The organism is Bacillus cereus group sp. MG4 (assembly GCF_040460055.1).
GTDB lineage: Bacteria > Bacillota > Bacilli > Bacillales > Bacillaceae_G > Bacillus_A > Bacillus_A wiedmannii.
The window spans coordinates 5,012,717-5,035,241 of sequence record NZ_JARVGZ010000001.1 but is presented as its reverse complement, the minus strand read 5'-3'; the positions used below and the strand labels follow the sequence as shown (position 1 = coordinate 5,035,241).

The following is a 22,525-nucleotide window of genomic DNA, read 5'->3' as shown; positions in this document are numbered from 1 at the left end:
GAAGCTGAGTAGTTACTTCAAATTAACGAAGCAATCATTCAAGCAACGAAAAGTGTGGACCGTATCTTTTCTGACGTCGCACCTGGAAATTCTTTTTTAACGTATACTGTTTTATTAGAAAATATAGGGAACACAACTGCTACTAATATCATTTTTACAGATCCGATTCCAAACAATACAGTATTTATAGAAGATAGCGTTCGAGTAGGTGGGGTTTTATTACCTGGAGTAAATCCAGCTAACGGGATACCAATTGGGGATATTATTGCAGGAGATTTCATAAACGTTACCTTCCGTGTGCAAGTAGTTAGCATCCCAAATCCTATTTTTACAATCGGACCTGGAGGACCAAACTCACCAGTTGTAAACGGCGCTTCCATTGATTATCAATTTATGACAGGACCTAATTTACCACTTGTTTCACGAAATACGATATCTAATTCTGTTTCGACACAAATAAATTCTGGGGAAATTGCACTCGTCAAATCTGTAGATAAAACTTTCGCAACGATTGGCGATACAATTTCTTATACAATTACATTAAGTAACCCTGGAAATGTCACTTCACAAAATATAATTTTCACAGATATTTTACCTGAAGGAACAACATTTATTTCCGGAACTTTGACAAATGATTCTGGTACACAGCAAATTGGAAATCCAGCTAACGGCATTCAGGTTGAAAATATAAATCCAAGTGGAACGGCCGTTATTACTCTTAATGTACTTGTTACAAACATTCCAAGTATAAATCCAATTTCGAATTTTAGTTCTGTACAATTTGCACATGTGGTCGATCCTAGCCAACCTGCCGTAACACAAACGAATGTATCTAATGCTGTTTCGACAACAATTAATAGTGCAATATTAAATACAACAAAAACTGTTGATAAATCTATTATTTCCGTCGGTGATACACTTACGTATACAACTACGATTACGAATACAGGAAATACACCTGCTACAAATATAACTTTTACAAGTACCATTCCTCCTAGCACTACTTTCGTACCAGATTCGGTCACAATAAATGGAGTTCAACAATCTGGTACGCAACCAGCACTTGGGGTAACTATACCAAATATAGCTCCAGGTGAAACCGTAACCGTTACTTTCCAAGTAAATGTTATTTCTGTTCCCTCTTCAAGCTCGATTATGGGTAACGATACGATTTTATATTCTTATACTGTTGATCCAACCGGAACTCCTGCTACTACTTCTACTTCAACGAATATTGTTACAAACCCCGTATTAGATGCTATGATAACAATGATAAAATCGGTAGATCAAACACTTGTAACACTAGGTGATACCATTACCTATACGACAATTTTAACGAATAGTGGTAATACAAACGCAACTAATATTACGTTCACTGACCTTATACCAGATGGTACAACGTTTATTACTGATAGCGTTACAATAGATGGCATCACACAAATTGGTCTTAATCCTAATACAGGTATAACGATTGGAGCAATTGCTCCAAACAGCTCAATATCTATAGCATTTCAAGTGATCGCTACTTCGACTCCTGTTCAAAATCCTATTGCCAATTCCACTAGTGCTTCTTACACATTTATCGCTGATCCTAATGCCCCTATTGTTTCAAGAAATGTTACTTCAAACTCAGTGTTCACTACAATTAATACAGCTACCATTCTTTCATCTAAACAAGTTGATAAATCATTTAGTCATATCGGGGACACACTCACTTATACTGTTACCTTAACAAACAACGGAAATTCATCTGCACAAAATGTTATATTCACAGATACCGTGCCGAGTGGAACAGCATTTATTGCAAACACATTTTCTATTAATGGAGTTCCTCAAAGTGGTGCGGATCCAACAAACGGTGTAAATATTGGGCCTATAACAGCTGGGTCTACAGTAAATGTTTCTTTCCAAGTAAACGTAACCTCATTACCAACCGAAAACCCAATTGTAAATTTCTCATCAACATCTTATCAATTAGTCTCACCGCCTGATGCAGAAACTTCAATTAGTAATCCCGTTTCAACGCTAATTAAAGAAGCTATATTATCCATGACGAAAAATGAAAGTGTCTCCTTTGCAGATATTGGGCAAACTGCTTTTTATACTACTTCTATTTCGAATATAGGAAATACGGATGCAACTAATATAGTATTTACAGATGCATTACCAAGTGGACTCACATTTGTTCCTAACACCTTAACTGTTGATGGTGTTTTACAACCTGACGCGAACCCAAATACAGGTGTATTACTTGCAACACTTCCACCAAATGAAATATATAGTATCGTATTTCAAGTTACGGTTAACAGTATCCCACCTATTAATCCTGCACCAAATACAGCAGCAACGACGTATGAGTTTACTGTTGATCCTGTTAATCCTCCCGTTTCAAGTACAGCTAATTCTAACACGACGCTTCTTCAAATAAGCAATGCAACTATTATTAGTACAAAAACAGTAAATCTTACTTTTGCCGATGTTGGTAATACAATAACATTTACACTTAACCTTCCTAATACCGGGAATGTAGCTGCAACTGATGTTACCGTTATCGATATTCTTGATAGTAACTTAAGTTTCGTTCCAAACAGTTTCACAGTTAATGGTCAAATTATTCCAAACGCGGATTTATCTACTGGTGTAAATATCGGTTCAATTACTGGCGGTAATGCGGCAATCGTCACATTCCAAGCAACTGTCACTACACTTCCTACACTTAATCCAATTTCCAATTCTGCTTCTATCACATATCATTATGTTGTTGATCCTAGCCAGCCATCTCTTACAAATTCCAATCAATCTAATACGACGACTACACAAATTAATAGCGCTATCCTTACTGCACAAAAAAATTCAAATGTATCTACGGTAGATATCGGGCAAGATATTATCTACTCCGTTACGATTACAAATAGCGGAAATGTTAGTGCGACAAATGTTATTTTTACCGACCTAATTCCAGACGGAACTTCCTTTGAACCGAATAGTTTTACACTTAACGGAACTACCATCCCAAATGCAGACCTAATTACAGGCGTTCCAATTGGTGATATCGCGCCAAACCAGTCTGTCATCGTAACATTTCATATTAGTGCCGATGAAATTCCGCCTATAAATCCAATTACCAATCAAGCTAGCGTTAGTTTCCAACATATCGTCAATCCAGCTAATCCTCCTGTTTCAAAAAACATTACTTCAAATAGTGTTACAACAACAATTGAAAGTGCTATTTTAACTACTACTAAAATCGGAGATAAAGCTTTTGCAACGATTGGTGATACGATTACGTATACAACTACGATTACGAATACAGGAAATATTCCGGCTAATAACGTTATCTTCTCAGACCCGATACCATCGTGGACACAATTTGTTGCAGGATCAGTTATTGTTGATGGCACTCCATTACCATCTGCTTCTATCATTGATGGTGTTGGCATAAATACGATCATTCCAAATCAAACTGTAACAATCGTATTCCAAGTTCAAATTGTAAGCAACCCAACAACGTTCACACCTGAACTCCAAAACTTAGGATTTGTGAACTTCCAATATAACGTAGGAAATGCATTACAACCTCAACCTGGCAATGTGGAAACGAACGTCTTCGTTACTTCTATTAATTCAGCAATACTTTCAGCCGTAAAAACTGCTAGTACAGCCTTTGCGAACATAGGAGACACGATCACTTATACAGTTTTAATTCAAAATAGCGGCAATACAAACGCTACGAATGTAAATTTCTCAGACCTCATTCCAGCAGGAACGACCTTTGTTGAAAATAGTTTTGCTGTAAATGGAAGTACCATTCCAGGTGCAAATCCAAATAACGGGGTTAATATCGGAACCGTTAGCGCAGGTAGTTCCTTACCTGTTACTTTCCAAGTCATAGTTACATCTACTCCACCTTCGAACCCAATTACAAACGTTGCATCTATTCAATACGCATTCATCGTTGACCCGACAGCCCCTCCTGTTACAGGCACTATAAATTCTAACGGTGCTTCCACACAAATTAATAACGCTACTGTTACAACTGTTTTAGAAGCAAATCGAACAATCGTATCTATTGGAGATATAATTACGTACACTGCAACATTAACAAACACTGGAAACTTCCCAGCAAATTCTGTATTACTCATTAACGGCGTTCCTGAAGGGGCATTATTTGTTCCAAATAGTGTCACGCTTAACGGGATTTCACTTCCAGATGCAAGTCCAACTCTCGGTATTCCAGTTGGTATTATCGCACCAGGTGATTCTGCTACTATTACGTTCCAATTTCTTGCAAGTTCTATTCCACCGCAAGGAGCAATTATAAATCAAGCACTTACAAGTTACACTTATATTGTCGATCCAAGTCAACCTCCAGTTACCGCAACATCTTCATCTAATACGGTAAATACAGCTGTCGTTGATGCATCGCTATCTGTAATTAAAAATACAGATTCTCTCGTACAATCTACTGACGGTACAATCACTTACACGGTAGTCGTTCAAAATAACGGAAATACAACTGCAAATACAGTTACTTTAACAGATTTGGTCCCAGAAGGAACTGCATTTATTCCGAATAGCGTAACCATAAATGGTGTTTCAGCTCCGGGTGCTGATCCAAACGTAGGAATCTCCTTAAACGCCATTGCACCTTCAGAAATCGTCACCGTCACATTTCAAGTTATCGTTCAATCTATTCCAAGCGTGAATCCAATTTCTAATATAGCCCGTATTGACTATACTTTTATCGCCGATCCAACTGCTCCTATCATCTCTCGAACAATTACATCTAATCCAGCTTTCACACAAATTTCGGATGCGAATGTTCTTTCTTTAAAAGCTGTCAATGCACAACAAGCAACAACTGGTGACATTTTAACCTACACGATAACACTAGAAAATACTGGAAATATTCCAGCTACTAATCTCATATTTTCTGATACGATTCCAGAAGGGACTACATTCGTAGAAAATAGTTTTACACTTAACGGAACAGCTATACTTGGTGCAAATCCAAATGCAGGTGTTACTTTGCCTAACCTAGTAGCAAACGCTACTCACCTTATTTCGTTTCAAATTCTTATTAACGATTCATTCTCGCAACAATCGATTACAAATCAATCTAATACAACATATACAATTCAACCAAACCCAGGACAACCGCCTATTACTGAAACATCTACAAGTAATATTGTCATTACAAATTTCGTGCAAGCACAATTGACAATTACAAAAACGTCCAATCCAATAACTGTAGATATTGGTGGAACTATACTTTATATTTCTGAAGTGAAAAATATCGGCAACGTTGATGCAATAAATATTATTTTCACAGATTCTATTCCAACTGGGACTACATTCGTTCCCGATAGTGTCACAATTAACGGTGCTCTACAGCCAGGTGTAAATCCTGAAAACGGAATACCGATTGGAACAATTCCAACAAACAGTTCCAAAACGATACTATTTCAAGTACAAACAAATAACCCACCTACTGAAACCGAAATTATAAATCAATCTTCAGCAACTTACCAATATGTAAGTATCCCTACAGCTCCACCAGTGAATCGCTCTGCAAATTCTAATATTGTTACAACATCACTTCAAAATGCAAATATTATTTCTGTTAAAAGCGCGAATGTAACTTTCGTATCAATCGGGCAAATTATTACCTACACAAATACACTACAAAATATAGGAAACGTTCCAGCTAACAATACGGTGTTCATTGATAACATTCCAGAAGGTACTATATTCATTGAAGATAGCTTATCAATAAATAATGTGATTCAGCCTGGTGCAAATCCTCAAAATGGAGTAACTCTCAGCACGATACAACCAAATGAAACAGTCACTATTTCATTTCAAGTACAACTTACAAATATACCAGAGGGCAACACAGTCATTAACATTTCAGACACTTCGTATGAATACCAAATTGATCCTAGTTCTCCGATTATTCAGCGTAGATCGTTATCAAATGCAGTAAACACGAAAGTGCGGACTGCAAATGTCAGTGCAATTAAATCTGCTAACAGATCTATTACACGTATCGGTCAAATCATCACATATACAGTCGCAGTTACAAACGCTGGTACAGTACCTATTACAAATACTCTCCTAATTGACGCAATTGCTGCTGGCACTACATTCGTTCCAAATAGCATCCTTGTAGATGGCATACCAAGACCTAATGAAAATCCAATTACCGGTATCACCCTTGATATTATCCTTCCAAACAATACAATTATCGTTACATTCCAAGTAAATGTAGTCTCTGCACCTTCTCAAAATAACGTTAATAATATCGCCGTCATCCACTATGAGTATCAGCCAGACCCAAGCTTACCACCAATTTCAGAAACGACATCTTCCAATACTACAAATATACAATTTATTGATGCCATTCTTATCGCTACAAAATCCACTAATACAGTATTAGCTAATATTGATGAAACCATTGAATATACAGTATTCATTCAAAATAACGGATCCACTACAACTAACTCCATCTTTTTTACAGATACGATAGAGGATGGAACAGTATTTATTCCAGGAAGTGTAATAGTTAACAACACTGTACTTCCTGCAGCAGATCCGAATATCGGCTTTTCCATTCCTAATATCGCACCAGATCAATCGACAACAATAACATTCCAAGTTTCCGTTACGAATTTACCTGCTGTAAATCCAACACCTAATACTGCAAACATCGTCTACGAATTTATTTTCAATCCTGATTTTGCACCAATTCAAAAATCTACTACTTCCAATACTACTTTCGTTCAAATTAATGACGCTGATATCGTTTCACTGAAAACTGTTGATTTAACTTCTGTAACGATTGGTGACATTTTAACTTATACAACAACTTTAACGAATATAGGAAATACAGATGCTACTTCTGTTGTATTTACAGACAATATCCCTGATGGAACAACCTTTATAGACGGTAGTGTTTTAGTAAATAATATCCCTCAGCTTAACGCGGATCCAAGTACTGGTATACTTGTAGGAACGATTGCTCCTAACGCTTCTATCCCAGTCACGTTTTCCGTTACCGTGGTATCTCTTCCAGCTAGCAGCCGTATCCAAAACCAATCCACTTCTCGTTATACCATTAATGGTGAAGAACAAGTATCGACTAGTAATATTACCTTCACTGAAGTTATTTCTGCTAATGTAATTGCAACAAAAACAACGCCTATCCAATACGCTGACCTACAAACGATCATCCCTTACACAATTTCCATCACAAACAATGGGAATATACAAGTAGAAAACATTATCGTTACAGATATCATCCCAGCAAATACGAGCTTTATAGAGAATAGTGTTATTGTGAATGGCACCGCTCGTCCAAATGACAATCCACTTAACGGGATACAACTTGATAACATTCCGCCTAATACGACAGCAACTATTCTATTCCAAGTACGGGTTACTTCAATTCCGCAAACAAATCCAATCTCTAACACGAGTACAATTGAATACCAATACACGTTACCGAATCGACCACCTATTACCGAAACTATTATTTCATCAGCTGCCGTAACAACAATTAATCATGCGACTTTGAATAGTAATAAAACTGTTGACCTTGCATTTGCAACAGTCGGTGACACGTTAACGTATACGATTACACTCAATCAAACTGGTAATGTTGCAGCAAATGATGTAGTCATTCAAGATATTATTCCTCAAGGTACTACGTTTATAGAAAATAGCGTCATTGTAAACGGAGAAACTCTTCCGGGAGTTAATCCAGTAAGTGGTATACCAATTGGTACCATAACTGTTGGCGGAAATGCTATCGCTTCATTCCAAGTGTCTGTGACTTCTATCCCAACACCAAATGAACTCAATAACAACGCAATTACTACCTTTAATTATATAGTCAACCCAAATAACGTACCTGTTACAAATTCAACTACAACAAATACCGTCACAACAACTGTCCAAAATGATAATGTCTTTGCTATTAAGTCTGTTGATGTAACGAACGCCTTACCTGGTCAAACTTTAACGTATACAATTACGATTACAAATAGCGGTAATGTTACGATTGAAGACCTTCTTGCCATAGACACCGTACCAGTAGATACAGCCTTCGTTACGGGCAGCGTTACGATTAACGGAATCAATCAACCTAATGCAAACCCTGAAAATGGTATTACATTAGGAAACCTTACTCCTAATGAATCTACTATTATTACTTTCCAAGTAACAATATCTTCTTCAACTCTTCAATCTACAATCAATAACGATGCTTCTGTTTCCTATACTGTTACCATTGATCCGAATGAACCGCCTATTACAATTACAAAACAAACAAATACCGTTACAACAACAGTAATCGAGCCAATAATTAACATTGAGAAAACATCAGACAAATCTATTGTCGTTATAGGAGATATCATTACATTCACATTAGCGGTATTTAATCACTCTCCAATTCCTACAATAAATACTTCCGTCTTAGATACGATTCCAGCTGGTACGAATTTTATAGAAAACAGTGTAACCATTAACGGTACTCCGGTTACAAATGTTCGTCCAGACACTGGTATTAATATTGGCGCTTTACCTGCAGATGGAGTAGCAACGATAACATTTAAAGTTCTCGTCACTTCTATCCCTTCAAACAATACAATTGTCAATTCCGCAACAGTTACAGCAGCTTTCCAATTGACACCACAAGACCCTATTATTACTTTCATTGTTAATTCAAATATTGTACGCATACCAGTTCAATTTATAACTGCAACAGTAGTAAAAAACGCTTCCGTCAACTCAGCTTATTTAAACCAATATTTTGATTATACGGTGCGTATTACAAATACTTCTGATATTTCACTTTCAAATGTTTCATTACAAGATACCATTCCACTAGGTTTACAATTCATAAACGGCACTGTCTTTATTAACGGCGAACGCTCTCCACTAGCGAATCCGAATATCGGTTTCCTAGTCGCTACTAATTTGAAACCAAATGAAACAATTATCGTGTTATTCACAGTACAAGTGATAAGTCCACCTGTTAATAATGAATTCAAAAACACGGCGAATATTTCGTTACAACTTCAAGTCTCGCCTACCGACCCACCAATTACAGTAACCGTTACAAGCAACGAAAACATCGTCGCCTTTATTTCAGAAAATCCAAATGAAACACTTCCAAATTTAAATTGCTTCTTTGACGGTGAACGTTTTATACGCGTTACTCCTCGAAATATACGAAATTACTTTTGGGCTTGGATTTGGTGGAAGTAATAAAAAAGAAAAAGCTTATAGTTTGGATAGTATCCAAACTACAAGCTTTTTTCATAAGCAAAATTATCAATTGCTAGCAGCACTATATGCTACATGTCGTTTCTCAATTCTCTCTTCAATTTCTTTCATATTTTCTTTATTATTTAATAGTGATTGTTTATTTTCAATTAATAATTGTTTAAAAGATTTTCTCACTTTTTTTCTCATTTTCATTGTCCTCCTTGGGGGATGGTCTATATAAAAGATAAGGAATTATCTGTGTGCCCTTATAATAATTGATTGTTGTGAATTCCATTTGAACTTCATATGAAAATTTCATTTATTTTCTGACAACTTTGTGAACATACAAAAATGTGATCATCCTAAAACCATTTTGAAATTGCTTCATTTCATTATAAAAGTTGCTATTGTCATCAACTTCTATCAATATATTTTGTCGAAACATTTATATATTTAAAATTGAGTTCGATATAATTTTATTTACTACGATACTGTTCGTAAAAACAAAAAGAGGGGTGTTATATAAGTCAAAGTTTGACTTATATAACACCCCTCTTTCAAAACTATTTATAGCATATTGATTAATATTTCAGGTCTTCCCCAATTCATTTCTTCACAAACGAATCTAAGTTTTTCTTCATCCATTGTGTGTAATCCTTCTTCTAGTAAACATGAAATTGGAACTTCACAATGAATTTGTGCCAATTGTAATGAAATATTTAAGTTCTCTAAATCACTTTCAATCTTTGTGCGCTGCGCTTTCGTTAATGATGCTACATTTTCTAGTACAGTTGCTACTGTTCCGTGCTCTTGAATCAATTTATACGCTGTTTTTTCCCCGATACCTTTTACACCTGGGTAATTATCGCTCGTATCTCCCATGAATGCTTTCGCATGCACGATTTGCCACGGCTCTACGCCTTTTTCTTCCATGATTTTCTCTGGTGTGTAATATTCGTAATTTCCAATTCCTTTGCGCAAGAGCATTACTGTAACGTTCTTATCAACAAGCTGAAGTAAATCCGTATCACCTGTTAAAATATACACTTCCGCTTCATTACAGTATTGTTTTGCAAGCGTGCCTATACAATCATCCGCTTCATACCCTTTCATACCGATAACTGGAATAGACAATTTCGCAGTCATTTCTTGAACTAAATCAAATTGCGGAATTAATTCTTCAGGCGGCGCTACACGATTCGCTTTATAATTCGAGAACGATTCTGTTCTAAATGTCGTACTACCCATATCCCAGCATGTTACGATATGTGTCGGTTCAATTGCTTGCATAGCTGTTAATAAATGTTTCATATAACCATGAATCCCATTTGTAGGGGTACCATCTTGTCGTTTCATAAATTGTCCGTAGACACTTGTTGCGTAAAAAGCACGAAATAATAGTGCCATACCATCAACTAATAATACTTTTTTCATAATCCCTCTCCTACCAAAAAAATAATAACCCCACGTCATCACGTAAGGTTATATAAATAGATTACCATTCTACGTTTTTTCAACTTTGTCTATTATACATTGTTTTTGTATATTTAGCATCATTTACACATTAAGACGTTCTACTACAACAAGTATGAAGAATTCCTGTATACGTATTTTTCCCAGTCGAAACAACTACAGCCTTTGCATTTCCGCCAACAATATGAGTCCCTTTGAAACATACGTTTTCAAGTTCAAGTGGATTATAGTCTTTCATTCGTTTTAAAGGAATAAATCGTTTACGCTCAAGGTGATAGCAACTTTCAAATTTCTCAATACTTGCATCTTTTCCTGTTAGCACGGATTCATTTACTAATAAATCATTCGCATAAATGATACGTACATCTGCTGGTACTGTATCACCTTCTGAAAGAAAAATCATATCCCCAGGAACAAGCTCTTGTACTGGCACATTCATCATTTTTAATTCACCGTTTAAACCTGTTACACTAGAACATTCTACTCGAGACACAGTAATTTTCTCACATTGTAATCCATCACGCACATGTTGTTTTGAAAAACCTGGAATCATTCCACTTAGCTTCATCATTACTTCCGCAATACGCGCTCTTTTTGAAATTAATTCGTTTCGGCCGTATACTTGAATGCGTTTTTGTGCCTCTTTCATAGATAATCCGTCTCTTGTTGTTTTAAAATACGCAAATACAGATTTTACATCTCTCGTTGCGATTTCAATTAATAAATCTTTATTTTTTTGAAGCATTGTTTGTTCTTTCATTGATTTTTTACTTAATTTATATGACGTGTTACCCACAGTTTTGTTTGCATATAACATATTATCGTCTCCTCCTGTACAACATAGGAAGAAACGCTTTGTTTCTCAATTTATCCACTTTACCGTAACAGTGTTTAGCGCTTGAACTTGCATATAAACGCTACATTATGATAAATATAGAGGGAGGAACAAGTCGTTTCCTGCCTACATCATATATTTTTGATTTGAAGTATATGGGTAACGGAACCGAGTCAGAATTTGACATGCTCCTCACCTCCTCGTTTAATTTTATAGTTTATACTATGAAGTTACTCATAGATTTGTAACAAAAAGACCCTTACTCCGAAAAGAGTAAAGGTCATGGCATACACAAATAAACGATTCCTAAACAATTAGAAATCTACGGACCTCTCCCTCGCCGAGTTTTAGCACTGTATAGCATAGGTACATTACCAGCTACGTTAAGAAAAACCTTAATTCGATCATTCCTGTTGACCCATTGGCGTCTCTCGACATTTTTGGGCAGTAGCATTTCTCTATACAGGAGCCTCACCTAACAGAGACTTATTTTTATTACATAGAAAATGTTACTCTTATTTAAAATAGATGTCAACAGTAGCCTACAATTTTTTCGAAAAGTATGGCGAACTAACGTATATAAAATAAAAACCTTTACGTCTAAACGTAAAGGTTTTAATAAGTTATACAACCAGCAATTACAATCCCAATGGAAAGCGATAAAAACATAAGAAAAAGACCGACTGCTTGATTATCTTCTTCAAGACTTTTGTTTATATTAAAGCGTGGTGTAAGCCACTCAGCTAAATAAAAGACGATAATTTGAGCCAAAATCCCAACGGCTCCCCACGAAACCATATCAAGAAGTGAAATGGAATTAGCTGCTGTCGAATATAAAACAATAGCTAACCCAAGTAATCGTCCTCCAAGTACATAGCTTACCGCCTTATTTCCTTGGGCCATTAACTTAAATTCTTTTACTTTCGTTGTCACTTCCATGAGGAACAGACCAATGCATAAAAGGCCCAGTGTTACTGCTAAATATAATAAAAAATTAATCATATACTTTCCTCCTTTTTTATACCTACCGGTAAATAGTACGATTCATTCCCCGTAATTTTTTCCCCAGCGCGAATACCGATACTACTCGCTTTTCCAGCAATTAAAAACGAACCAAACACATACGACAGTTTCTCCATCCCTTTCTCTGTTTCCAAAGATACGACTGGAAGTTCTGTATACTTTTGAAATATCGGCAGTGACTCTTTATACGTTTGGTGTGTATTTTGAATCATAATATTTTCGTCCTTATCGCGAACGGTAATTGTGTCTCCTTCTCTACCAAATGAAGGTTTTTGAACGAAAGAGCCTTTTCCTAAAAATAAATCTGGTTCTAAATATGTAGGTAACATATATTCTTTAATCCACTGTTGTTCCTCATTTGTATAAAAGGCCTTTTCTTCTGCTAACCCCCAAATCAGACACTGAATTGATTTGGGCTGAAGCAAAAATGCTGACAAAGGATTTATTATAAAAAGCTTTCCGGCTTTTACAAGTTGCAACAGTTCCACACCTACGAAGTCTCCTGTTTCAGGATCTTGATCCTCAATTAAATCTTCTATCGGATATGTTTGGCGATATAAAATATCAATCTGTACTCCATCTCTATCCACTAAAGCATCTTTTGTAATTCTAAGTTCTGACATTGGCACTACTTTATTTTCAACCTGGCATAACTGACTCAAATACATAGTCGTATTCCAATCCTCAATATGTTCATGATGTGCTGTAAAAACAACATTTGGGTTATCTATTCCCTTTGTCGCTTCCATTACGGCCTTTGTAACACCAGAAGATAGTAATCGTTCTTGACCCAAGTTTGGATCATCATAGCCTAGTTTTCCACAAACTTTTCCATTCATTTGAAAGCATTCCATAATAAAAGTTGGTGTATCACTATTAAACTCAAGCATTTTAATGTGGTTATCACTTGTTAAAACGAAATCAAATCGTGAAATAACAGATTCAGGATATAATCCTTTCATTCTAATAAACGATAAGCTTGCAGGAGGATACCCAAGTTCAAGAAGCTGTTCGTCACTTAAATTCCGCAAAAGTTTAGCAGTCTTAAAAAATATTTTCCCCATTCGTTCAGTTGCTAATTGCAATTGTTTCATAGTCTGATTTGTTATAGAGAAAACATGAAACAAACTATACTCACATTCATATAAATCCGACCAAAAATTCGGATATTTCGAATAAAACTCTTTTCGATCCCTTATGTATTGCGACATATGTTAGCCCCCAAATCCTCCCTTTGAACCGCTTCCAATTCCACCTTTAAATTCCGCAGACGATTGATAAGATTTAAACGCCGATGAATTTTTAAAAGTGGATTTATTTTGATAGTAACTCCCACCATAAAAATAATGCCCACGATAACCTGACCTACTATCATCACACTGCCATACCCCAAGTTCATCATCCCAATCCCAATCTGAACAACTATTATCATTCGGTTTTGGGGGAAGATCTTGTGCGCAGCCAAATAAGGTGCCAGTCATTAAAGACGTTACGACACCACCTACTAGCCATTTCGTTTTTGTCACCTTCGCACTCCCCTTTTTAAATTCTACTCCTATTATATAAGATAGCATGATAAAGTAGAAGAAAAAGGAAGAAGAGGGATAAAATGCGCTTAGAATATCGACTTAATGATGAAACGAAAAGGTATCCTGCTTTATGGAACTACGCAAATATTTCTAATTCTGAAATCATCGCACGCATGACGTGTGAATATTTTATAAAAGATAACAAGACATATGTTGTTACTGCTACTTCAGTAGATCCAGACGGAACAGCAGTTATATATATTCAAAAAGAAGAGTTTGCAAATGACCCTTCAGATCCTACATACTCTCACATCGGTTTTGAGGTTAGAGAACTAAGTGAAACGAGTTCAAGCATAATAGATCGGAAAGATGTATGGAACTATGAAGAAATTTTGCCATCTCTTCATTCAGACCTTATATATATTCAGCGCGACGGCATGCATATGGAGTTCGCTTTAGATTCAAGAGAGATTGATGAAGATAGAAAGTGCTATATTTATTATGGAAACTTCACAGGTGAATCCAGATAAAATAGATATATTTATGCAACAAAAAAACCTTACGTATAAAACGTAAGGTTTTTATATAGCCCCACATATGCCGTTCTCTCTAGATGTCCATAAACCTGCTCTCACAGGTGGATGCTCTCACAAATGTTTGTAACTTCCTTCTTAAAAAGATGGCATGTTAGCTACATTTAAATATTGAACTTCCATATTAAACTTATTGGTTTAAGACATGCATAAGCTACGTACACCGTAGGAATTTTATATAATGTTAGTTGTGAAATAAGACCCCCGCACGTGCCGCTCCTCGTAAATGTCCAAAAACCCGCTACTCGCAGGTGGATGCCCTCACAGTTACCGTACATCTTCCTCCACAAGGAAGGCTTGATGATGGTCTCTAAATATTGAGCTTCCGTATAACTAACATCGGTTTTAGACATAAATAAGTTACGTACACCGCAGGATGTATTATTTACTTGTCGTTATATTATCACATTGTTTCCAATGTGTAAAATACAAAGTTTTTCGAGCAATTTCTTGCTTGTGACCTTATTTTAATACAAATTATTTTTGCATGCAAGTGATTAATCTTCTTCTTTTGCAATTTGATTTTCTGGATAAGAAATCCAATCACTACAGCTACCTGCATACAATTTAACATTTTGGAATCCAGCTAATTTCAATGCAAGGATATTTGGACAGGCTGTAACACCAGAACCACAATATACAATTGTTTCCTTATCTTTCGAAAGATTTCGGAATCGTTCTTGTTGCCCAGCTTCATTCTTAAATTGTCCTGATTGTACAATTCCATCCTTCCAAAAATAGTTTACTGCTGTCGGAATATGTCCTGCTTTTGGATCAACTAGTTCCTCTACACCAGCATAACGTTTTGGCTCTCTAGAATCAATTAACGTAACATCTGCACCTGTATGAATATTCTCTCTCACCGTTTCCATCGTTACAAGCATATGATCTTGTACATTTGCTTTGAATGTTTTTCGTATAGCAACAGGAATTTCCGTTGTTATCGGTAGTCCATTCTCTTTCCAAGCTGGAAATCCACCATCTAATATATATACTTTCTCATGTCCTACATAGTTTAATAACCACCAGAGACGAGAAGCATTTGCACCCGCTTGACTGTCATATGCAATTACTGTCGTATGTTCATCAATACCAGCTTGTGAAAGCTTGTCTGCAAACTCCTCAATATTCGGCAATGGATGGCGACCACCATGTTCTGTTACAGGACTTGATAAATCTAAATTCAAATCAAAATATAACGCATGAAGAATATGTTCTTCCTCATACTTTTCTCTACCCCAATTAGGATTCGCTAAATCAAAACGACAATCGATTATACGGACATTCTCATCTTCTATATGCTCACGTAACCATTCGACTGTAACTATCATCTTTAACGACCTTCTTTCTCTTGCAAACGACTTACATACTCCATAACCATTTCTTCTGTAACAAATTTACGCTGCAGTGTAACACCATTTTTTGCAAGATCATTAATTTGCTTTGTTACAACATTAATGATATCAACCGAAAATTCTTTCCCCTTTGACGCAAGAGATACGGCTGCTTCAATAGCTGCTTCACGCTGCGCATCTAATTGTAAACATGCTTTTACACTTTCATTTTGTTTACGAGAATGTGCTGTAATTGCTTTATGTACTTCCATCTTCTCTTCCCCCTAAATAAGTTATACGTTCTTATTCAATTCCATTGCAAGCCGAATCATATCACGACATACAATCCCATTTTCAATAATCTCTTCTTCATAATGCTTTGAAAAGTAATCAAAATCAATAGAAAAAACACGAAATCCACATTTTTGATATAAAGCAAGTTGTGAAACACTAGAATTACCCGTACCAACTTCAAGTTTTGACATACCATATCCTTTAGCAGTTTCTACGGCATGACTTAATAGCTGCTTTCCAATCCCTTTTCCTTGCAAATGCTCTACAACCGCAATATTCATAATTTCCATCGTCTTCGGCCTTGTTTCCAAAAGAACATATACACCGACAACTCTCTCCTCTTGCTTAGCTACATATGTTTTCCCTCTTTGTACATATGCATCAATTTGCTCCTCACTCGGATCAGCAAGCAATAATAAAGGCTTCGGTATAACTTCTTTCGAAATATACTCTATTACTACACACATAAAAAACTCCCCTTTCTCTATTGTTCTAAACCCTCCTTGTCTACCATAAATAATAGAAAGGAGGGATTCACCATGGACAACAATGAGAAAAAGTGCAACGTCATCTCTATTGATGGAAAGAAGAAGAAAAGCGACACGTATTCCTATCCAAAATTAGTAGTAGAAAACAAAACATATGAATTTTCTTCATTCGTCTTATGCGGTGAAACACCAGACGGCAGACGCCTCGTTCTTACTCATATGATTTCTACCGATGAATTTGCTGGGTTTGTCAAATCTTTAGATACAGTATTGCAAAAGAAAATTGAACGAATCTTTTTCTCATAACGACTATATCACATAAATTTCTTTTTCAATCTCTACTAACTGCTTTTGCAATTGTTCTTTACTTTGTTCATATAGTGATACATCAATTGTTTCAGCCAATGCAAATAATACACTTTCATAATAATTCATCACATCTTGCTGCATCACTTTTTGGAATAAGTTCCATTTCAAATCCCACTCTTGCTTATAATGATGAACAAATAAATCTTTTTCATCAGCTACATAGTTTGATACGAAAGGCTCTAATACAACTTTAGCCTCTTCTTGCATGAAAGCTTTATCATTTTTTTCAAAAAAGCTTTTTTCATTTTTAAAATGCGCCAGTGCCTTTTTGAAATCTTTTATTTCAACTGAAGGGAACGGTTCTTTATGTGCAATATCTTTATATTCATAATCCACTGTTCCACTCATAGAAATTGATTCATTTTCTACTTTACAGTTCACCACAATTTCATTCTTTGCACGCTTCATCGCTTCATCTATCCATTTTTCAAGGCGTAATGATGTCGCACGCATTTCTTGTAATAAATCATGCTGAATAAATGCCACTAATTCCATAACGCACTGTTGCAACTGCACTTTCACATTCCCATCCGTTCGCAGCGATGCTGGATTAATAAATTCAGTAAACACATCGTTATAGCGTAGGAATAGACGCTGGTGCACGTAATAAAGCAATTCTTTCACTTCATTTTGCATCGCCTGCTCTTCAGCAAGCACACTATATGATGAAATAATATGAAGTAGCTGATCACGCTCTGCTTCATATTTTTTCGTTTGCTTCTCTTTCTCTTCATTCCCCTGCTTTGCACCGTTTATCATATTTACTAAAAGCTGATCTGCTCCTTGCAATGTACCATATAAAGCATGAACAGATACGAGCATTAAATCTCTCATCATAAAGGATGTAAATGATTCCTCGAACTTAGCAAGCCCAGAGTTTTGTAAAATACCGTACTTCTCTTTTTCAATATTCTTTCCTTGCTTCTCTTCAAGTGCACATAAACTTGAAATTGCAAATAAACGCGGATTTCTAATACCGTATTGCAGTAGCTGGTCTGCGATATAACCTTTTACCATTTCAAGTTCTTCTTCAGACTCTGCTAAATCGGCCGCATTAATTAAGAAGAACATTTTATCAAGTGCAAAAGTATCCTTTACACGACCAAGCTGGATTAAGAATTCACGGTCAGCACGAGAGAACACATGATTATAATACGTTACAAATAAAATAGCATCTGCGTTTTTAATATACTGGAACGCAACGTCCGTATGGCGGGCGTTAATAGAATCCGCTCCAGGTGTGTCTACAAGCGCTACTCCTTGCCTTGTTAAAGCACAATCATAATAAAGCTCCATGTACTCAACAAAACATGATTTTTCTTCATTCGCTACATAATCAGAAAACTCTTCTAATGTAACTTGTACTTGCTCCCCTAAATGAGCAGAAACCGTATCATATCCTTTTTGCACCGCTCGTAAAAAGCTAAATGTTGTTTTTTGCTTCCCAGTTGGTGAAGGGTATTTCATAACTTTATCAATTTGTGCTAACGCTTCATCTAACGTAGTAATCTCATAATGAAACAACTTATAAACAGCTTTCATATCTTCTAATAGAGCTTGCTTTGATTTGAATTGAACCATTACTGTTCCGTGTGGTTTTTCCTCTGTAACCGGCAAAATTTGATTAATCGTTGCCGTCGTCGGATTTGGTGATACAGGAAGTACATTCCCACCAAGCAATGCATTGGCAAATGATGATTTTCCAGCACTAAAAGCTCCGAATAACGCTACTGTAAATTGTTTCGTTTCCACACGACGCCTTTTTTCTATTACCTCTTGTTGTACATGTTTCAGCGCTGGCAATGGCTCTAATATCGTTTCAGCTTTCTTCACTTTCTCTAATATACGCTGAATATTTAAAGCTGCCGTTCCTTTTATCTCTTCCTCACGAGCCATTACGTTATCGTTTACGCTTTCCTGCTCTTGTAGTGTGAATTTCTCACTAACAATTTGTGTTTTACTTTGCAATATCTCCTCTATTTGCAATCCTTCTGGTGTAGCAACACGCTCGTGCCAAACATTTTGCAAATAACTTTCATATGTCTTTAAATTGTTACTGTATTGCAATTGCGTTTCTTTTGCCGTTTGCAACATCATATATTTTTCAATCTCTTCTTCAATGCGTGCAACTGCTTCCTTCACCTTTTGCTTTAAAACGACTGCACTTTTATCAAAAATTTGCTGCGCTTTTGTAAAATAACGTTTCTTCAGTTCATTCGCTACATCCGCTGTATAAAGAAGTAAGTAATCACCTGTGAAACCTGCACCTTGTTTAATGACTTCAGCTAACATTTCTGGTCCAAAAGCAATTTCTAAAGCATATATGTCTTTCCCAATTTCCTCTGTGAACAATCCTTCTTCTTTTAAGAAGGCAACAATAAATTCTTTCACATGAAAATCAAGTTGCGTTTCAACGGTCTTTTGCAAAGCAGAATAAAAAGCATCTAAACGTCTCTGTTTTTCTTGCTCCGTCTTTCCTTTCGCAAACAGCAAACCGACCTTAAATTTAGTTAATTTCGTTTCTAAATACATATTTGCCAATTCTCTCATTTCAAATGGCATTAAATACGCGTTATCTAATATAGCTTGTAAGCCTTTTATAAATTCGTTTCTCACATGAGATTCTTTACTAGCCTCGCGTTGTTTAGTTTCTGTTTGCTCTTCTTTCTTTTCAACTATCTCTGAAATAGAAAGCGGCGATGCTAGCTCTTCCTCATATTTCAAAAGAGCTTTTTCATTTTCTGAAAGAATAAACGAGAAATGTTCTTCCATTAAATATTCTGTTTCTCGCTCCATTCCATCTCTTACATACTGCACTTTTTCTTTCATAATAGAAGTAATTAATGTTTCTAAGCTCCCAATTTCATTATGTGTATGGTTCATCATTCGTAATGAAGTATAATACACTCCATCTACTTCAATATCCCAGTTAGAGAACGATTGTTTTACACTATCTTTATAATCCTCAAACGATAATTCATTTTCTTTATGTTTATCTATTTGATTTACAACTAGATAAACCGTTTTATTACGTTGTTTCAATTCTTTAACAAATTGCAAATTCACTTCCGATTGGACGTGATTATAATCCATCATATAAAAAATTACGTCTGCTAGATGCAGCGTTGATTCTGTCGCTAATTGATGGGCATCATCTGTTGAATCAATACCTGGTGTATCAACTAACATAACACCCTCAGGAATTGGCGCATCATTCCGATAAATATGAACACCAATTACCTCATCACCGTCTTTACAAATTTGTTTTAATTCTTCAGCTGAATATGCACCATCATATTCGTACTGTTCTCCAGATTTAACTGTTACAACAACACGATCCATTCCTTTTTCAATTTTGACAACGTTAGCGCTTGTCGGAATTGGACTTGTTGGTAACAAATGCGCTTTATATAGATGATTCATCATCGTTGATTTCCCTGCAGAGAAGTGACCGCAGAACGCTATCATAAGCTGCTCTTGTTTATATTTTTGAATCACCTCAAACAACTTTACACTATTCTCTGCATCGCCGTGTTTTTGCCACTCTTCATAAAAACAAACAAGTTTTTTCATACCGTTTGTCTGTACTATGTTTGTCATCCCCTTGTTCCCCTTTATCCAAGATGTATATACTTTTTCCCGCCATTTGCGAGCTCATAATCATCAGGAGATACATCCCCTCATCGATTACAGTTTCACTTTACTATCATACTAAATTTTCAGCATATTCTCATTAAAAATAAAAAATCCCTTTCATTCTTTTTACAAATGAAAGGGATTTTATGTCATATCACTCATTTTGCTGTTCCTACTCCATTTAAAACATACTTTGCAATAACTGCATATACAGCGACTGTACCTGCTACTAATGCATATACCATACTCATGCACCAACCTTTTTTGATAATGATTATCACTTTTGAATACATTTTATCATTAAAGAGAATCATTATCAATACTTTTCATAAAGAAAGCCCCTTATAGAAAGGAGCTTTACTGCCTGTTTTGAAGAAGGTTAAAACTTGTTGTGCACTCTTATTATATCTCATAATACATATCTTAACAGTTTTAAAAATTGGAAATTACCTATATACCCTCCTCTTTACATTTTGTATAATAAAAGGGAATTACTTAACAAGGAGGAAAATAATGACACAAAATATTTCACAAGGCGAGAGGATACATTCCATCGATATTATTAGAGGAATAGCTGTACTAGGTATTTTTCTTGTTAACTGGCCTGTTATCGCTGGGATTGACTCACGTGATCTTTCAGGAGTTTATGAGGGGCTAGATAGCTATATCCGTCTATTTTACGATATGTTTATTCAAACAAAATTTTATACAATCTTTTCGTTTTTATTCGGCCTAGGCTTTTACATTTTTATGACTCGTGCTGAAGCGAAAACAGATCGCCCAAAAACTTTATTTGTTCGTCGCTTACTTATTTTATTATTATTTGGTTTCTTACATTACGTTCTTTTATGGGACGGAGACATTCTACATACTTATGCAATCGCTGGATTTTTCTTATTTTTATTTTATAAGAGAGAACCTCGTACCATTTTAATATGGGCAATCGTTTTATTAAGTATTTTTCAGTTTTTCATGCTAATCGCTGGTATTATGATTGCATTCGTTCCAAAGGCAGAATTAGGATTTTCCTTACCTATCATGCCACTTGAAGACTGGGTGTCACAAATACAAAATCGTTTCCATGCATTTTATGCTGATGGAATTGAAATAAACGCATTCATGCTCCCAGAAACAGTTGGGCTATTTTTACTCGGTCTATACGCCGGCAAAAAGGATATTTTCCGCCGCACGAAAGAGTTAGATCCAAAGCTAAAAAAATGGCAAATTATTATGTTCATTTTAACATTACCAATGTGGTTCTTCATGATCCGTTATTTCTTATCAAAACCATCTTATGAACCAATTTATATGCAGGTCTTTACAATGTTTAGTGGAAAAACATTATTCATATTCTACATTTTCACGCTCATGCGTTTATTACAAAAAGAAAGATGGCAAACATTATTACGTCCGTTCCAGTATGTTGGTCGAATGGCGTTGACAAACTACCTTTCACATACAATTGTTACATTACTTGTATTCGGACTATTATTCAAAAATGATTATCTTGCTCCATTATGGGTAGGTCCTCTATTTTGCATTAGTTTCTATACGTTACAAATCTTTATTAGCCGCTGGTGGCTGTCACGTTATCAATACGGGCCACTTGAGTACATTTGGCGTCTTGGTACTTACGGGAAAATGATGCCACTTAAAAAGAAAAGCAAGGTCTCATAACGAG

The 22,525-nt window shown here is 35.8% G+C and carries 13 protein-coding genes, 2 other RNA genes, 1 pseudogene and 1 riboswitch; of the genes and pseudogenes, 4 read left to right on the top strand and 12 right to left on the bottom strand.

The annotated features are described in order from the left end of the window. Positions 1–12: 12 nt before the first annotated feature. Positions 13–9,270: pseudogene (locus QCI41_RS26585) on the top strand (cell surface protein); the annotation flags it as partial. Between the two features lie 66 nt (positions 9,271–9,336). Here QCI41_RS26585 and QCI41_RS26580 read toward each other — a convergent pair. The 6 genes from QCI41_RS26580 to QCI41_RS26555 all read right to left on the bottom strand — a co-directional run bounded on the left by QCI41_RS26580 (position 9,337) and on the right by QCI41_RS26555 (position 14,127). Next, a complete protein-coding gene (locus tag QCI41_RS26580) occupies positions 9,337–9,477 on the bottom strand; it encodes an FbpB family small basic protein (protein ID WP_016088576.1) in 141 nt (46 codons plus the stop codon). Between the two features lie 360 nt (positions 9,478–9,837). Beyond that, on the bottom strand, positions 9,838–10,704 hold the full coding sequence (locus tag QCI41_RS26575) for a 5'-3' exonuclease (RefSeq protein WP_000757060.1): 867 nt from the start codon (positions 10,702–10,704) through the stop codon (positions 9,838–9,840). Positions 10,705–10,834: 130 nt separating this feature from the next. Next, positions 10,835–11,560: a P-type ATPase actuator domain-containing protein gene (locus tag QCI41_RS26570; RefSeq protein WP_000964966.1), complete on the bottom strand. Its 726-nt coding sequence runs from the start codon at positions 11,558–11,560 to the stop codon at positions 10,835–10,837. A 342-nt stretch (positions 11,561–11,902) separates the two neighbouring features. Beyond that, positions 11,903–12,068, bottom strand: a riboswitch (M-box (ykoK) riboswitch). A 125-nt stretch (positions 12,069–12,193) separates the two neighbouring features. Beyond that, the gene (locus tag QCI41_RS26565; protein ID WP_000606860.1) at positions 12,194–12,580 is read right to left on the bottom strand and encodes a DUF350 domain-containing protein; all 387 of its coding nucleotides are present in this window, start codon (positions 12,578–12,580) and stop codon (positions 12,194–12,196) included. Beyond that, complete coding sequence (locus QCI41_RS26560) at positions 12,577–13,812, bottom strand: glutathionylspermidine synthase family protein (RefSeq protein WP_353836271.1); 1,236 nt, start codon at positions 13,810–13,812, stop codon at positions 12,577–12,579. The genes QCI41_RS26565 and QCI41_RS26560 overlap by 4 nt, the downstream gene beginning before the upstream one ends. A gap of 3 nt (positions 13,813–13,815) precedes the next feature. Then, positions 13,816–14,127 (bottom strand): hypothetical protein, encoded by a 312-nt coding sequence (locus QCI41_RS26555; RefSeq protein ID WP_000169026.1) that lies wholly within the window; start codon positions 14,125–14,127, stop codon positions 13,816–13,818. Between the two features lie 83 nt (positions 14,128–14,210). Here QCI41_RS26555 and QCI41_RS26550 point away from each other — a divergent pair, with 83 nt between their 5' ends. Next, the gene (locus QCI41_RS26550) at positions 14,211–14,660 is read left to right on the top strand and encodes a hypothetical protein (RefSeq protein ID WP_001235541.1); all 450 of its coding nucleotides are present in this window, start codon (positions 14,211–14,213) and stop codon (positions 14,658–14,660) included. 54 nt (positions 14,661–14,714) lie between these two features. Here QCI41_RS26550 and ssrS (QCI41_RS26545) read toward each other — a convergent pair. The 5 genes from ssrS (QCI41_RS26545) to QCI41_RS26525 all read right to left on the bottom strand — a co-directional run bounded on the left by ssrS (QCI41_RS26545) (position 14,715) and on the right by QCI41_RS26525 (position 16,818). Next, positions 14,715–14,898, bottom strand: a non-coding RNA gene (gene ssrS, locus QCI41_RS26545) — 6S RNA. A gap of 23 nt (positions 14,899–14,921) precedes the next feature. Then, positions 14,922–15,104: non-coding RNA, 6S RNA (gene ssrS / locus QCI41_RS26540), on the bottom strand. 116 nt (positions 15,105–15,220) lie between these two features. Beyond that, a complete protein-coding gene (locus QCI41_RS26535) occupies positions 15,221–16,054 on the bottom strand; it encodes a sulfurtransferase (RefSeq protein ID WP_353836272.1) in 834 nt (277 codons plus the stop codon). A gap of 2 nt (positions 16,055–16,056) precedes the next feature. Next, positions 16,057–16,329: a YpbS family protein gene (locus QCI41_RS26530; RefSeq protein WP_000451806.1), complete on the bottom strand. Its 273-nt coding sequence runs from the start codon at positions 16,327–16,329 to the stop codon at positions 16,057–16,059. Between the two features lie 21 nt (positions 16,330–16,350). Further along, entirely contained in the window at positions 16,351–16,818 is a 468-nt protein-coding gene (locus QCI41_RS26525; protein ID WP_097914903.1) for a GNAT family N-acetyltransferase, read from the bottom strand. Positions 16,819–16,890: 72 nt separating this feature from the next. Here QCI41_RS26525 and QCI41_RS26520 point away from each other — a divergent pair, with 72 nt between their 5' ends. Continuing rightward, positions 16,891–17,145: a DUF3931 domain-containing protein gene (locus QCI41_RS26520; RefSeq protein WP_000369740.1), complete on the top strand. Its 255-nt coding sequence runs from the start codon at positions 16,891–16,893 to the stop codon at positions 17,143–17,145. Between the two features lie 3 nt (positions 17,146–17,148). On the opposite strand, the gene QCI41_RS26515 is transcribed toward QCI41_RS26520, so the two are convergent. Further along, on the bottom strand, positions 17,149–20,808 hold the full coding sequence (locus tag QCI41_RS26515; RefSeq protein WP_353836273.1) for a dynamin family protein: 3,660 nt from the start codon (positions 20,806–20,808) through the stop codon (positions 17,149–17,151). A 549-nt stretch (positions 20,809–21,357) separates the two neighbouring features. On the opposite strand from QCI41_RS26515, the gene QCI41_RS26510 reads away from it, so the two are divergent. Continuing rightward, on the top strand, positions 21,358–22,521 hold the full coding sequence (locus QCI41_RS26510; protein ID WP_353836274.1) for a DUF418 domain-containing protein: 1,164 nt from the start codon (positions 21,358–21,360) through the stop codon (positions 22,519–22,521). The last annotated feature ends 4 nt before the right edge of the window (positions 22,522–22,525 follow it).